The sequence below is a fragment of the Thermoanaerobacter mathranii subsp. mathranii str. A3 genome (assembly GCF_000092965.1).
Taxonomy (GTDB): Bacteria; Bacillota; Thermoanaerobacteria; order Thermoanaerobacterales; family Thermoanaerobacteraceae; genus Thermoanaerobacter; species Thermoanaerobacter thermocopriae.
Window position 1 is genome coordinate 361,842 of record NC_014209.1, and the last position, 14,311, is coordinate 376,152.

The 14,311-nt window shown below is 35.3% G+C and carries 13 protein-coding genes and 2 riboswitches; of the genes, 10 read left to right on the forward strand and 3 right to left on the reverse strand.

What is annotated here, in order from left to right; all coding sequences use genetic code 11:
* Positions 1–4: 4 nt before the first annotated feature.
* Both gcvH and gcvT read right to left on the reverse strand, forming a co-directional pair.
* A complete protein-coding gene (gene gcvH, locus TMATH_RS01685; RefSeq protein ID WP_012994409.1) occupies positions 5–385 on the reverse strand; it encodes a glycine cleavage system protein GcvH in 381 nt (126 codons plus the stop codon).
* Between the two features lie 15 nt (positions 386–400).
* A complete protein-coding gene (gene gcvT, locus TMATH_RS01690) occupies positions 401–1,507 on the reverse strand; it encodes a glycine cleavage system aminomethyltransferase GcvT (RefSeq protein ID WP_013149736.1) in 1,107 nt (368 codons plus the stop codon).
* Positions 1,508–1,581: 74 nt separating this feature from the next.
* Positions 1,582–1,652, reverse strand: a riboswitch (glycine riboswitch).
* 2 nt (positions 1,653–1,654) lie between these two features.
* A riboswitch (glycine riboswitch) is annotated at positions 1,655–1,760 on the reverse strand.
* 102 nt (positions 1,761–1,862) lie between these two features.
* Here gcvT and TMATH_RS01695 point away from each other — a divergent pair.
* From TMATH_RS01695 to TMATH_RS01705, 3 genes are all read left to right on the forward strand, one after another.
* Positions 1,863–2,843 carry a lipoate--protein ligase gene (locus TMATH_RS01695; protein WP_012994411.1) on the forward strand — a complete coding sequence of 327 codons (981 nt, stop codon included), beginning with the start codon at positions 1,863–1,865 and terminating at the stop codon, positions 2,841–2,843.
* Positions 2,844–3,002: 159 nt separating this feature from the next.
* Positions 3,003–4,658: a dihydrolipoyl dehydrogenase gene (gene lpdA, locus TMATH_RS01700; protein WP_013149737.1), complete on the forward strand. Its 1,656-nt coding sequence runs from the start codon at positions 3,003–3,005 to the stop codon at positions 4,656–4,658.
* A gap of 88 nt (positions 4,659–4,746) precedes the next feature.
* Positions 4,747–5,190: an OsmC family protein gene (locus TMATH_RS01705; RefSeq protein ID WP_012994413.1), complete on the forward strand. Its 444-nt coding sequence runs from the start codon at positions 4,747–4,749 to the stop codon at positions 5,188–5,190.
* 100 nt (positions 5,191–5,290) lie between these two features.
* Here the strand turns inward: TMATH_RS01705 and TMATH_RS01710 are convergent, their stop codons facing one another.
* The gene (locus TMATH_RS01710) at positions 5,291–6,142 is read right to left on the reverse strand and encodes an Rpn family recombination-promoting nuclease/putative transposase (protein ID WP_198002299.1); all 852 of its coding nucleotides are present in this window, start codon (positions 6,140–6,142) and stop codon (positions 5,291–5,293) included.
* A 177-nt stretch (positions 6,143–6,319) separates the two neighbouring features.
* Between TMATH_RS01710 and TMATH_RS01715 the strand changes: the two genes are divergently transcribed.
* From TMATH_RS01715 to TMATH_RS01745, 7 genes are all read left to right on the forward strand, one after another.
* Positions 6,320–7,486 carry a pyridoxal phosphate-dependent aminotransferase gene (locus TMATH_RS01715; protein WP_012994415.1) on the forward strand — a complete coding sequence of 389 codons (1,167 nt, stop codon included), beginning with the start codon at positions 6,320–6,322 and terminating at the stop codon, positions 7,484–7,486.
* A gap of 134 nt (positions 7,487–7,620) precedes the next feature.
* A complete protein-coding gene (locus TMATH_RS01720; protein ID WP_041591623.1) occupies positions 7,621–9,738 on the forward strand; it encodes a BglG family transcription antiterminator in 2,118 nt (705 codons plus the stop codon).
* Between the two features lie 265 nt (positions 9,739–10,003).
* The gene (locus tag TMATH_RS01725; RefSeq protein ID WP_013149739.1) at positions 10,004–11,419 is read left to right on the forward strand and encodes a PTS ascorbate transporter subunit IIC; all 1,416 of its coding nucleotides are present in this window, start codon (positions 10,004–10,006) and stop codon (positions 11,417–11,419) included.
* Between the two features lie 138 nt (positions 11,420–11,557).
* Positions 11,558–11,848: a PTS sugar transporter subunit IIB gene (locus TMATH_RS01730; RefSeq protein ID WP_013149740.1), complete on the forward strand. Its 291-nt coding sequence runs from the start codon at positions 11,558–11,560 to the stop codon at positions 11,846–11,848.
* A gap of 13 nt (positions 11,849–11,861) precedes the next feature.
* Positions 11,862–12,509 (forward strand): 3-keto-L-gulonate-6-phosphate decarboxylase UlaD, encoded by a 648-nt coding sequence (locus TMATH_RS01735; protein WP_013149741.1) that lies wholly within the window; start codon positions 11,862–11,864, stop codon positions 12,507–12,509.
* A 1-nt stretch (position 12,510) separates the two neighbouring features.
* Positions 12,511–13,362 (forward strand): L-ribulose-5-phosphate 3-epimerase, encoded by an 852-nt coding sequence (locus TMATH_RS01740; RefSeq protein WP_013149742.1) that lies wholly within the window; start codon positions 12,511–12,513, stop codon positions 13,360–13,362.
* Complete coding sequence (locus TMATH_RS01745) at positions 13,362–14,057, forward strand: L-ribulose-5-phosphate 4-epimerase (RefSeq protein ID WP_013149743.1); 696 nt, start codon at positions 13,362–13,364, stop codon at positions 14,055–14,057. The genes TMATH_RS01740 and TMATH_RS01745 overlap by 1 nt, the downstream gene beginning before the upstream one ends.
* Positions 14,058–14,311: the final 254 nt, after the last annotated feature.

Sequence of the window (14,311 nt, forward strand, 5' to 3'; positions counted from 1 at the left end):
ATTCTCACTCCTCATCCAAGAATTTTTTATACTCTTCAGCTGTCATTAGATTTTCAAGCTGTGATCTATCTTTAAGTTCTACTAATATCATCCAACTACCATAGGGGTCATTGTTTACTAAAGATGGGTCATCAACAATAGCATTGTTTACTTCAAGTACTTTTCCATCTACAGGTGTGTAAACATCAGATGCAGCTTTTACAGATTCTACAACTCCAAGTACATCCCCAGCATTAAGTTCTGCACCTACTTCTGGAAGCTCGATGTACACTATGTTTCCTAAAGAATGCTGAGCATAGTCAGTTATTCCTATGTATGCTTTATCACCTTCTACTTTAACCCACTCATGGTCTTTTGAGTAATACAAGCCTTCTAAAACTTCCATAATTATACCTCCTCCTTACTTTTTATAATTTTTTTTGTAAAAGTTTTTGCTTATTATTGAAGCCTTAAGTGGCTTATTTCTTACTACAATTTCAATTTGATTTCCTAATTTTGCATATTTTACATCAATCAATGCAAGACCTATATTTTTCTTTAGTGTAGGAGAGAAATACCCTGTTGTTACATAGCCTATTTTCTGATTGTGAGCCCGCACTTCATAACCATGTCTTGGAATTCCATTGTCTATCATTTCAAATCCCACGATTTTACGCTTAAGCCCTTCTTCTTTTTGCTTTAATAGAGCATCTTTTCCGATAAAATTGCCCTTGTCAAATTTGACGAAAAACTCAAAACCTGCTTCTAAAGGAGTTATTTCTTCTGAAAGTTCATTTCCATAAAGAGGTAGACCTGCTTCAAACCTTAATGTATCTCTTGCTCCCAAACCTGCTGGTTTAAGTCCATATTCTTTTCCAACTTCAATTATTTTTTCCCATAATTCTACTGCGTATTTATTGGGGATGTAAATTTCAAATCCGTCTTCACCTGTGTACCCAGTTCTTGAAATTAAGGAGTTTATACCTGCTATTTTGACATTGTCTTTGAAGTAGAAAAATTTAATTTGAGAAAGGTCAGTGTCTGTAAGTTTTTCAAGTACTTCTTCTGCTTTTGGACCTTGTATTGCAAGCTCTGAAATTTCATCTGAAATGTTATTTATTTCTACCGCATATACTCCTTTGTTGTCATTCATCCATTTATAATCTTTTTCTATATTAGCCGCATTTACAACAAGTAAGAAGTGTTCATCAGAATATTTGTAGATTAATAAATCATCTACAACGCCGCCATTGTAATTGCACATGAAAGTATAAAGGACTTGGTTTTCTTTTAGCTTTGACAAATCATTTGTTATGAGATTTTGCAAAAAGGCAAAAGCTTCTCTTCCTTTTACAATTATTTCTCCCATATGAGAAACATCAAATAGTCCTGCAGCGTTTCTTACAGCTTCATGTTCAGAGATTATGCTTTCAAATTGAACAGGGAGAGCCCATCCTGCAAAGTCGATGATTTTTCCATTGTATTTTTTGTAAAGGTCAAAAAGAGGTGTTTTTTTGAGACTATCCAAACATACCACACCCTTTCACAAAATTTAAAAGAGGAGTTATGATGAGCACAAAAAGACTAGGTGCCATCATAACTCCTCTGTTTTTAACCTGAGAGCTTCTACTTAAAGTATTGCTCCTTCGGTGCTCTTGCGAGCTTTCCAGAGGCCTATCCGATAGCGATACTTTTGCCTGAGAGCTTCTATAAAGGCTTGGCGGGCCTTTATATTTCCCCTTCGGCTATCTTTTTTTAAAGATATCTCTCGCTATCATCATCTAGAACAGTATTCAATTTTTTTAAAATATTGCTATATTTTTATTATATTATATTCCATCAAATAGTCAATAATCGTTAACCTAAAACGAGGAGAGGTGGGTATGTTATATATTTACAATAAAAACACAAATCCCTATTTTAATTTAGCTGCCGAAGAATATATTTTAAAAGAATTCCAAGAAGAATGCTTCATGCTGTGGAGGAATGAACCCAGTATTATAATAGGCAAAAACCAGAACACGCTGGCAGAAATAAATTTGGATTATGTAAGACAACATAAAATTCCAGTTGTCAGAAGATTATCAGGAGGGGGAGCGGTTTTTCACGACCTCGGCAATTTGAATTTTACTTTTATAGTCAATGAGGATGTCAGTAGTTTCAGCGATTTTAAAAGATTTACACAGCCAATCATAGACGTGCTTAGAAAACTTTCTATCAATGCTGAGTTTTCTGGGAGAAATGACATAACAATTGACGGTAAAAAAATTTCGGGAAATGCGCAGTATTATTACAAAAATAGAATATTACACCATGGAACACTTTTGTTTTCTTCTAGCATTACGGATTTGTCAGCGGCACTGAAAGTGCGACCTGTAAAATTTGAAGACAAAGGTGTGAAATCTGTGTCTAAAAGAGTTACAAACATAAGTGAGCATCTAAAAGAGCCTATTACAATAGAACAGTTTATAGACCTCATTATGAATCACATTAGAGAACAAACCGGTGGAAGTGAAATGTATGAATTTACGCAAGAAGACATAAAAAAAATAGAGAAATTGGTTAGGGAAAAGTATAGCACGTGGGAATGGAATTTTGGAACATCGCCAGATTACAAATTTAAAAATGAGAAAAAATTTGCTGGTGGTACCGTTGAGGTAAATTTAAATGTAGAAAAGGGAATAATAAAAGATGTAAAAATTTGCGGGGACTTTTTTGGAAAATACGATGTTTCAGAGGTAGAAAACCTTTTGAAAGGAGTAAAGCATTCAGAAGAGGAAATAAAAAAAGTACTTTCAAATATTGATATAAACGATTATTTGGCCAACATAACTGTTGACAATTTAATAGAAGTGATGTTTTGATAAAAAATACCTTTGGATTGTTGAATTTTTAACTAAAAAGTGATAAGATATATATAGAAGAAATTGTTAAATAAATGACGTTTTTATTTTATCAAACTTACCCCTCCCCTAACGGGGGCTCATGCAGAAGATACGATTTAGAATTGGAGGTATATATAGATGGACATAGAAATAAAAGTACCTGCTTTCTCAGATACGATGAAAAGTGGACGAATTACAAAATGGTACGTGGAAGAAGGACAATACGTAGAAAAAGGGGCTTGTCTATGTGATATAGCAGTAAATAAAGTAAATTTTGAAGTGTACAGTGACTATGAAGGCATTATTTCAAAAATTGTTTGCCATCCTGGGAGTACAGTGGAGCCGGGAGATGTTATTGCAATAGTTACACAGTCTGAAGAAGTAAAGCCTTCTGTCACCCAAAAGGAAATTAAATATGAATACAAAGAATATGATTTAGCTGTCATAGGGGCAGGTCCTGGAGGATATGTTGCTGCTATTAAAGCTGCTAAAAAAGGTGCAAAAGTAGCTTTATTTGAAAAGGATAAATTGGGTGGTACCTGTCTAAATAGAGGATGTATACCAACAAAAGCTTATGCAAGAATTGCCGAAGTGTATGACATTTTAAAACGAGCTGGAGAATTTGGATTTGATGTAAAAGTAAACTCTTTTGATTATACTCAAGTTGTAAAGAGAAAAGATGGTATTGTAGGAGAGCTTGTTGAAGGCATAAATGCTTTACTTAAAGCCAATGGAGTGGACTTGTTTTACGCTGAAGCAAAAGTTGACAAAGAAAAGAATGTACTATTTGGAGAAAACAAAATTAAAGCGAAAAATATTATCATTGCAACTGGGTCATCACCTGCTGAACTTCCTATCGAAGGCATTAACTCCAAAAATGTCATGAATAGTGATACTATTCTTGAAATGACCTCTTTGCCACAAAGTTTATGCATTATAGGTGGCGGGGTAATAGGCATGGAATTTGCTTTTATAATGAATCAATTTGGAATAAAAGTTTCTGTTGTTGAAATGATGCCTGACATTCTTCCCACCCTTGATAAAGAAGTAAGTTCTTTTATTAGGGCAATAGCTCAAAAAAGAGGAATCAGGATATATACTTCTTCAACAGTTGAGAGAATAGATGAAGAAGAAAACGGAGGAAGTATAGTAACAGTTAAAAATGGTGAAAATATAAAGCGCATATACGCAGATAAAGTGTTTGTGTCTATAGGGAGGAAGTTAAATACAGATATTGGCCCAATTACGGAACTATTAGAATTTGAAGGAAGAGCTATTAAAGTTGATAAGCACATGAGAACAAATGTAGAAGGGGTTTATGCTATAGGTGATGTCACAGGCAAAATGATGTTGGCACATGTTGCATCAGCACAAGGAGAAGTAGCAGTAGATAATATTTTTGGTGAATCAAGTACATTAGATTATATGAAGATACCTGCAGCAGTATTTACAGAGCCAGAGATTGGGTATTTTGGCTATACTGAAGAAGAGGCGAGAAACAAATTTCAAGAGGTAAAAGTAGGAAGATTTAATTTTGAGCACAACGGAAGGGCTAAGACATATGGAGAGACAGAAGGTTTTGCAAAAGTGATTTCAAATGAAAAGGGAGAAGTAGTTGGCGCCTGGGTGGTAGGTAGTGGAGCTTCTGAACTTATTCACATACTTTCAACAGCCTGCCAAGAAGGTGTGAATGCGGAAGCTTTGAAGAAAGTGGTTTATGCCCATCCTACCAGGAGCGAAACGATTATGGAAGCTGTTAAGGACATTTTTGGGGAGTCTATACACAAAGTGTAATTTTAACGCCATTTATCTATATGCTTTCAGAGCTCTTATAGAGCTTCCGAAATAAATAAAATTTAAAAAATAAAAGGAGGAGTTTGAAATGGCAATTGAAACCTTCAAAGCGGTTTCAAGAAAGTTACCAGAGGGGTTAGCAGTTGAAAGCGAGGTAAGAGGCTTTAAAATAATCTTAGATGAGCCTAAAGAGCTAGGCGGTACAAACAAAGGAATGAATCCTGTAGAGGCTTTGCTTTGCGCTTTAGGTTCTTGCCAGACAATTGTGGCATCAGTTTTTGCAAAGGCAAAGGGTATAAATTTACAAGATTTTTGGGTAGAATTAGAAGGAGACCTTGATACAGACGGATTTATGGGAAAAGCTGGTGTAAGACCAGGATTCCAAGAGATAAGATTTAAAATGCACATAAAAACAGATGCCCCAAAAGAAAAAGTAGAGGAATTTGCTAAATTTATAGAAAAGACTTGCCCAGTAGGAGATTCACTAGCAAATCCAGTAAAATTAGTTTTGTCAGATGTGATTGTTGAATAATAATCAAAAACACTCCACCTTTTTGCGGTGGAGTGTTTTTTGACATTTAATTAATTTTGCTATTTTTTCTTTTGAGAGTTCAGTGATTTCTAAAACATTTTTAATTCAACAATTTTTTTATTTCCTCTTTCGATAACTCTGTAATTTCCGCTATTTCGTCAATATCCATCCCTTTCTCTAATAATTTTTTTGCTACAGCTATTTTTCCTTCTTTTTTGCCTTTTTCTATACCTTTTTCTATACCCTTTTCTATACCTTTTTCTATACCTTTTTCAATTATCATTTTATATGTTTCTGATTCCTCTAGTCTAAACATCTTTTCCACCTCCCTAAATACTCTCTCAATAACTTCCTTCTTATATACTATGCCAGCCAATATTTCTGCTTTAAAAGCTATGTTCCTCTTTTTATCTATATCTACTTGCATGTTTTTTATTGCTTTCACGCATTTTTCCAGATATTTTTCTCCTTCTTCTTCACGTCTTTTTTTATCTATCAACGGAAGCAGCGAATACAAATCATAATAATTAGTTTGTGTTATCTCCGAAAATTTTATATTCCCGATATCAATTATTTTATATCTGTAATTTAGCAAATTTTCTTTGCTAAAATTAAAATTAATGCTATCAACCATCTTGAGCTCATGTCTACCCAGATAGATTACCACCTGATAAGGCATTAGATTATACTTTTCTATTACTTCAATTGCGTATCTTAACATTCTATATGGCATTTTATTGTCATTGCTTGATTGAAATTCTATGTGTACAGCAATATCTCCTGTGTCTGTGGTGCATTTGAATATCATATCACTTTCTCTTTTTTCAATTTTTGCGAACTCTATATTAAGTTCATCTATTTTGACGGACGTAAGTCCCAAAAAATAACTCATTATATCATCTGCCATGTCAGAAAAGATATTTTTCATAGCAATGTCATATTTTTGTGACATTTGATTTCTTCCTTTCATTTCTCATCCTCACTGTCTTATAAACATTATACCATAAAAAATTAAAAGATACGCATATTTTGAATTTTTATTTAAAATCTTACAAGTGAATAAATAGAGGATTTTTAAGATTTCTGTAGAACTATAATTAATAAAACTATTATTTTAGGAGGATTAGAGATGAACTTTGAAGACAGAGTGGCAAAAAGAGCAAAATCTATAGAAATATCTACCATAAGATATTTCTTTAACATGGCGAAAGAGGTGCCTGGAGCGATATCCCTTGCTATCGGAGAACCAGACTTTGTGACGCCCGAGCACATAAGAGAGGCAGCAAAAAAAGCCCTCGATGAAGGTAAAACAGGATACACTGTGAATCCGGGACTTATTGAATTGAGGCAAGAAATTTCGAATTATCTTAAGAAACGATATAACCTTTCTTACAATCCGGAAACTGAAATTTTAGTTACAATTGGGGCTACAGAAGCTATATATGTCGCTTTAAATACCTTGGCAGAAGAAGGAGATGAAGTATTAATTCCAGAACCCTCATTTGTAGCCTATAACCCTTGCACGATTCTTGCAGGTGCTAAATCCGTTTTTGTTCCCACATATGAGGAGGACGATTTTGTATTAAGGGCAGATGTTTTAGAAAAGTACATTACGGACAAATCAAAAGTATTAATTTTACCATATCCTAATAATCCAACTGGCGCAGTAATGCCAAAAGAAGCGATGGAAAAGATAGCTGAAGTAGTTAAAAAACATGACCTTATTGTGGTTACTGATGAAATTTATTCTGAGCTAATATATAGTGGTTTTGAACACGTAAGCTTTGCTTCTTTAAAAGACATGTGGGAAAGAACAGTTACTATAAATGGTTTCTCGAAGTCATATGCGATGACAGGATGGCGTCTGGGATATATAGCTGCACCGGAATATTTTGTAAAACACATGACAAAAGTTCACCAATATAGTGTAACAGCGGCGGCTACAATGTGCCAGTATGCTGGAATTGAGGCTATAAAAAATGGGGATGAAGATATTTTAAAGATGAGGGAAGAATACGACAGAAGAAGAAAGTATTTACTTCAAAGTGTGAGAGAAATGGGGCTTGATTGTTTTGAACCAAAAGGTGCTTTTTATATATTCCCATCAATAAAAAAGACAGGTCTTACCTCAGAAGAATTCGCTAAGAGACTCCTTTTTGAGGCAAAAGTTGCAGTTGTGCCAGGAAACGCCTTTGGAGAAAATGGGGAAGGATATGTTCGAATGGCTTATGCAACCTCTATGGAAAACCTAGAGGAAGCAGTAAAAAGAATGAAAGAGTTTATGTCCAAGTTTTAAAAAATAAAATGCGGAAGGTGAATAGCATACCTTCTGCATTTTTATTATTATTTTTTTATTTAGTTTACTTTTGCCACATTTAAATTGCAAAATGTTAAGCTTTTCATTATCGTAGAAATAAAGTATAATTTGAAATAAAAGAGGTGATAATTATCACACTCAATGAAAGATGTACTCAAATTCTTGTTAAACTTATCAATTCTAATGCGCCTATTAAAATTTCTGACCTTGCAAAAATATTCAATGTAAGCAGTAGAACTATAAGATATGACCTTGATACAATCGATGAGTTTTTAAAGTACAATAATTTGCCACAATTGATGCGAAAACCGAATGTAGGTGTGAAATTTTCTGAACTATTGGAACACAGAAATAAAGTTTTATCTCTTCTTGATAATCTTAATATTTATTATTACAACTTATCTCAAAAAGAAAGAGTAAATATCATATTAAGTGAACTTATACAGCAAAAAGACTACATCACTATCAATAGCATTGCAGATAAATTGATGGTGTCAAGAAGTACCATTATAAAAGATTTAAAGGATGTAAGAGAGTGGCTTACACGTCATGGACTTCAGTTAAAGTCTGTACCGAAATATGGAATCAAAGTTGTGGGGGATGAAAAACGATTACGAAGAGCCGCGATAGAACTTCTAACAGAGGTAATTGACGTTAATAAGGCGCTGGATATTGTAAAATCTCCGATTTATACTCGTTCTAGTGTAGGAATTGATAAACAAATTACCAAGCTGTTTGAAGATATAGACATACCTTATATCGAAGAATGTATACAAATAGCAGAAAGAGAACTGGAAACTGTTTTTTCTGATGCTGCATTTTCTGGCCTTGTAATACACATAGCAATAGCAATTAAAAGGATACAACTTGGGAAAGACATAATTATGCCAAAAGAAGAATTAAAAGCTTTAGAAATTACAAAAGAGTTTGCTGTAGCATCAAATATTGCAAAAATGTTGGAGGACCATTTTAAGGTTTCTATTCCACATGATGAAATTGGATATATTACAGTCCATCTTCTAGGAAGCAATGTTACAAAAACGCGACCTTACGCTAATGAAAATTGGGTTGAGTATCAGCTATTAACAGAAAAAATTATTAGGAATGTTAGCAGCAAAATAAATCAAGATTTGTCAGGAGATAGGCAGCTTTTTGAAGGGCTTTTAGACCATTTAAGACCGACAGTATACCGGTTAAGACACGGCCTTAAATTAAAAAATCCTATTTTGGATGAAATTAAGGCAAATTATAAAAAATTGTTTGAGATAGTAAAAGAAAGTCTAAAACCTTTAGAAGATTATACAGGCAAAGAATTAAATGACGAAGAAATAGGTTATTTTACAATACATTTTGGCGCTGCGATTGAAAAGCTAAACATTGCTAAAGCACCAAAGCTTAATATACTCGTCGTATGTGGTACAGGAATAGGTACGGCGAAACTTCTTTCTTCGAGATTACAATCAGTTTTTGATGTAAATATAGTAGATACTGTTGCATGCCATCAGGTAAAAGAAATATTGAAAGAAAAAGATATAGATTTAATAGTATCTACTGTCCCGATTCCTTATGAAGGTATTAAAGCTATTGAAGTAAATCCCCTTCTTACAGAAAAAGACATAGAATTATTAAAAAGTCTTATTATTAAACCTAAGGTGCAACATACAGTTATTGACGATTTGATAAAAATAATAGAAAAGCATTGTGTCATAAACAATCGTGAAAAATTGATGGAAGATTTATCAAAATTTTTAAATAAAGCATCATATGAAAATGCGAGAGGAGTTGTACAACCAGTGTTAAAAGACCTTTTGACGAAGGAGACTATAAAACTAAATGTTGAAGCAAAAGATTGGGAAGAAGCAGTGAGGATAGGAGGTGAGTTATTAGAGAAAAGCGGAGCAATTGAACCGAGGTATATTGACGCAATGATAAACACTGTAAAAGAAATAGGCCCTTATATTGTCATTGCACCAGGAATAGCAATGCCTCACGCAAGACCAGAAGCAGGTGCAAAAAAAATAGGCATGAGCTTAATTACACTAAAAAATCCTGTTAACTTTGGCAATAAAGAAAACGATCCAGTAAAAATTGTAGTTTCTCTTTGTGCAATTGACCATTCTTCACACCTTAAAGCATTGTCTGAATTGGTGGAGCTTTTGGGGGATGAGAATACGGTAAAAACAATATGTGAGGCAAGTGACGTTGAAGAAGTGGTAAATTTGATTAAGTAGATATTTTGTCAAATAAAGGAGGTGTGTTTAAGGAAGTATTTATATCTAAAAGCAAGTAAAGATAGTTTGTTTTGGTAGCGACGAATAAGATATGTGGACTCTGAAAACTGGAATTGTAAGGTAGTACCGCTTACAAAGGATTGGTTCAAAACTAGTATAGCTTATCTGCCGGAATTTCAAGGGGTAGAGGTTTCGTGACAACTAGTGCTGGCTCTTGACAGAGACCAATAACAAAAACCAGTAACGAAAGTGGAGGGATTATGCAATGCAAATAATTATTCATGGATTTGAATTATTTTCCAATAATATCCTCACAAAACCCGAATTTTTTGTAGGGTTGATTGTAATGATAGGTTACCTTCTTCTCAGAAAGCCTTTTTATGAAGCTTTTGGAGGGTTTATTAAAGCTACTGTTGGATATATGCTTTTAAACGTCGGTGCTGGCGGTTTAGTCGTTACTTTTCGTCCTATCCTAGCAGGGCTTAATGAGCGTTTTAATCTTAATGCTGCTGTTATTGACCCTTATTTTGGTCTGAATGCGGTGAACGAGGGGTTGAAGAGTATTGGCCTTACATCTTCGTGGACACTAATTTCCCTACTGATAGGTTTTGTCTGGAATATAATACTAGTTTTATTCAGGAAACATACAAAGATTAGAACGCTTTTCATAACCGGTCATATTATGGTTCAACAAGCTACTACTGCTACGTGGCTGGTGTTTCTGGCATTACCAGCTATGAGAAATGTGCAGGGTGCAATTCTTGTAGGTCTTCTAGTAGGAACATATTGGGCTGTTTTTTCGAATTTGACAGTGGAAGCTACTCGGGATTTAACGGGAAATGCTGGTTTTGCAGTAGGTCACCAGCAAATGCTTGGTGTATGGTTGAGCGATAAAATAGCTGGTAAAATTGGGGATAAGGAAAAGTCTGTAGAAAATCTAAAACTGCCCGGATGGCTTTCTATGTTTAACGACAACGTGGTAGCCTCAGGGACACTGATGCTGGTATTTTTCGGGACCATCATGATAATCCTAGGGGAACCATTTATGAGAGAAATTGACAGTAGTTTTACACCAACTCTAGCTTTTCCTACTTATATAGTATCTAAATCCCTCATGTTTGCCGTTTATCTTGTGATTTTAATGAGTGGTGTGCGCATGTTTGTAGCTGAGCTAGTCAATTCTTTCCAAGGCATAGCGGACCGAGTACTTCCAGGTTCGCTACCCGCTGTAGACTGCGCTGCTACCTATGCATTTTCTTCTCCCAATGCAGTACTATGGGGATTCATCTTTGGAGCTATTGGCCAGTTTTTAGCTGTAGCGGCACTATTCATCTTTAAGTCGCCAATCATGATAATACCTGGATTTGTTCCAGTATTTTTTGACAATGCGACCTTGGCTGTTTTTGCCAACAAAAAAGGCGGTTTCAAGGCTGCTGCCATATTAACCTTTTTATCGGGCATAATTCAGGTGTTAGGAGGAGCTTTTGCAGCTATGTACTTCGGTTTGTATCAATACGGTGGATGGCACGGCAACTTTGATTGGGATACTCTATGGCCTGTTATAGGTTTAATTATCGGTAAATTGCATGTTTTAGGCATAATTGCAGTAATAATCTTGATGCTACTTATTCCTCAATTCCAGTATACTAAAAGTAAAGACCACTACTTTGAGGTAGGTTAGCTTCCTTTTGTATTTAGAATGTTACAAAGTGCCTGGTATGACACCGACGTTATACATCAAACCCTCACGCGTGAGGGTTTGATGTACTGTAACTTAGTTTTTTACTGCTACTTAGGAGGTATATGAGGAGGTGCTGAAATGCTCAGAGTAATTGCGGCTTGTGGAAATGGGATGGGATCGAGTCAGCTTATAAAAATGAAAATAGAAAAGACACTTAAAAAGCTGAATATATCAGCAAAGGTCGATCATATGAGTGTGGGAGAAGCTAAATCGGTTGGTGAAAATTACGATGTAATATTTTGCCCTAAGCACTTAATGTCGAATTTTAGTTGTATTGATAATAATAGGACTAAAATAATTGGGTTGATAAATCTTATGTCCGAAAAAGAAATTGAGGAAAAGATCAAGGAATATTTGATGAGACTTTAAGGGAGGGTTTAAAATGTTTCCAAAATTACAGATTGCCTTAGACAATGCTAGTTTTTCTGAAGCAATAACTGATATAAAAGATGTGGTTAACGAAATAGATATTATCGAAGTTGGAACTATTCTACTTTGTTCTGAGGGAAAAAGAGTTGTAAAATACCTTAAAACTTTATATCCAAACAAGATAATAGTTGCAGATGCAAAAATAGCTGATGCTGGGAAAATAATAACGTCTATGATGTTTGATGTCGGAGCTGATTGGACGACGGTTATATGCTCTGCTGACATTTCAACAGTTAAAGGTGCCTTGGAGATTGCAAGGCAGGCAGAGAAAGATATCCAGATCGAATTGATTGGACACTGGAGTTTTGATCAGGCGCAGCAATGGAGAAGCGTAGGAGTAAAACAGGTCGTATATCACCGGTCGCGGGATGCTCAAGCATCTGGAGTAAAATGGGGGCCGGAAGATTTAAATAAAATTGAAAAACTTTGCAGCATGGGATTTAACGTAACGGTTACTGGAGGTATTACCGCCGAAGATATTAAACTATTTAAGGACCTACCTATTTACGTCTTTATTGCTGGAAGGGCAATCCGAGAGGCTAAATATCCTAACCAGGCGGCGAATCAGTTTAAACAGGAAATCATGAAATATTGGAAGTAAGATGGAAAATCTAATAGGTATTTATGAGAAAGCATTGCCTAAAAATTTAGACTGGTTCTGCCGCCTGAAATTGGCTCGAGAGCTAGGTTTTGATTTTGTAGAAATTTCTATCGACGAAAGTGATGAACGCTTGGAAAGACTCTACTGGCCAAAGGAGCAAAAAATTCGGCTAGTTCAGGATATTTTCGCTAGTGGTGTGCCTATAATGACTATGTGCTTTAGTGGTCACCGCCGATATCCTCTGGGGAGTAATTCAAAACAAATAAGAGACAAAGCGATGGAATTAATGCATAAAGCTATTTTATTTGCAAAAGATACGGGCATTAGAGTGATTCAAATGGCTGGATACGACGTTTATTATGAAAAATCAACCCCAAAAACGCGACGATGGTTTTTTGAAGGATTGGAGCGTTCTATAGAATTGGCGGAAAAGTATCAAGTTATGCTGGCAATGGAGGTCATGGATACTCCTTTTATAAATTCGATTACTAAATATCTCGAGATTGAAGAAATGTTTAACTCACCATGGTTTGCGGTATACCCCGATCTGGGAAACTTATCGGCGTGGAATAATGATGTAGTAAAAGAGATCGAAAAGGGTTTTCACAAAATAGTTGCTGTACACGTAAAAGACACTTTAGCAGTTACTGATACTTGTAAGGGAAAGTTTAGAGATGTTCCCTTTGGATCGGGATGTGTAGATTTCGTGACCGCTTTTAGCATATTGAAAAAACTTGGTTACAAAGGGCCTTTTGTAATTGAAATGTGGTCCGAGAAATCCCAGGATCCTGTTGCAGAAGTGATTTCAGCAAAGGAGTGGGTTATAGCTCGGTTAAAAGAGGGGGGATTTTGATGCTTGAAATTTTAAAGAAGGAGGTTCTTGAAGCTAACTTAGAGATTAAAAATAAAGGCATGGTCATATACACCTGGGGGAATGTTAGCGGAATAGATCGCCGGCAGGGTCTCGTAGTGATAAAAGCCAGTGGTGTCAGCTATGAAGAAATGACAGAAGACCACATGGTTGTTTTGGACCTTGAGGGTAACGTGATAGAAGGTAGGTATCGCCCATCATCAGATACCCCTACGCATTTAGCACTTTATAAGGCTTTTCCAGAAATAGGAGGCATAACGCACACTCATTCGCCTTGGGCTACAGCTTGGGCTCAAGCTAGTCGAGATATCCCAGTTTATGGAACCACCCACGCGGATTATTTCTACGGTACTATTCCCTGTACTAGAGCGATGAAAGAAGAGGAAATAAAAAATGATTATGAGGTACAGACCGGCAATCTCATAATAAGAACTATCAAAGAAAAAGGATTGGATCCTCTTAAGGTTCCAGGTGTGTTAGTTAGCGGTCATGGTCCTTTTGTTTGGGGAAAAAATCCAGGAGAAGCTGTATACAATGCAGTAGTTTTGGAGGAAGTAGCTAAAATCGCATTTATGACGGAAAACATCAATAGCCATGCAAGCCCAATATGTAAAGCACTTTTAGACCGGCATTATTTCAGAAAGCACGGTTCCAATGCTTACTATGGTCAAAAATAAGTATCAGGATTTTGGGATTATGTACCCCGGTAAAGTAATTTTTTTCAACTCGTTGCAGTGATTATCAAAGAGTTTTTGGCCTTGAACGTTTTGCTAAAATAATATGATATTGAAAAATTAAGTTAAGCAAGAAAGACCAATATAATAAAATTATTAATCTTAGAAATATTATATATAACCCTGAATTGAATATAAAGACATGCAGTGTCTTGTAAAAAATAGGGAATATAGAAAAAATGTATATCAGAATTTGC

Bases quoted from the DNA above. Each gene is read 5' to 3' on its own strand.
- TMATH_RS01745 (WP_013149743.1), top strand. From the start codon at position 13,362: ATGCTTGAAATTTTAAAGAAGGAGGTTCTTGAAGCTAACTTAGAGATT.
- TMATH_RS01730 (WP_013149740.1), top strand. From the start codon at position 11,558: ATGCTCAGAGTAATTGCGGCTTGTGGAAATGGGATGGGATCGAGTCAG.
- gcvH (WP_012994409.1), bottom strand. From the start codon at position 385: ATGGAAGTTTTAGAAGGCTTGTATTACTCAAAAGACCATGAGTGGGTT.
- TMATH_RS01715 (WP_012994415.1), top strand. From the start codon at position 6,320: ATGAACTTTGAAGACAGAGTGGCAAAAAGAGCAAAATCTATAGAAATA.
- TMATH_RS01695 (WP_012994411.1), top strand. From the start codon at position 1,863: ATGTTATATATTTACAATAAAAACACAAATCCCTATTTTAATTTAGCT.
- TMATH_RS01710 (WP_198002299.1), bottom strand. From the start codon at position 6,142: ATGTCACAAAAATATGACATTGCTATGAAAAATATCTTTTCTGACATG.
- TMATH_RS01725 (WP_013149739.1), top strand. From the start codon at position 10,004: ATGCAAATAATTATTCATGGATTTGAATTATTTTCCAATAATATCCTC.
- TMATH_RS01740 (WP_013149742.1), top strand. From the start codon at position 12,511: ATGGAAAATCTAATAGGTATTTATGAGAAAGCATTGCCTAAAAATTTA.
- lpdA (WP_013149737.1), top strand. From the start codon at position 3,003: ATGGACATAGAAATAAAAGTACCTGCTTTCTCAGATACGATGAAAAGT.
- TMATH_RS01735 (WP_013149741.1), top strand. From the start codon at position 11,862: ATGTTTCCAAAATTACAGATTGCCTTAGACAATGCTAGTTTTTCTGAA.
- TMATH_RS01705 (WP_012994413.1), top strand. From the start codon at position 4,747: ATGGCAATTGAAACCTTCAAAGCGGTTTCAAGAAAGTTACCAGAGGGG.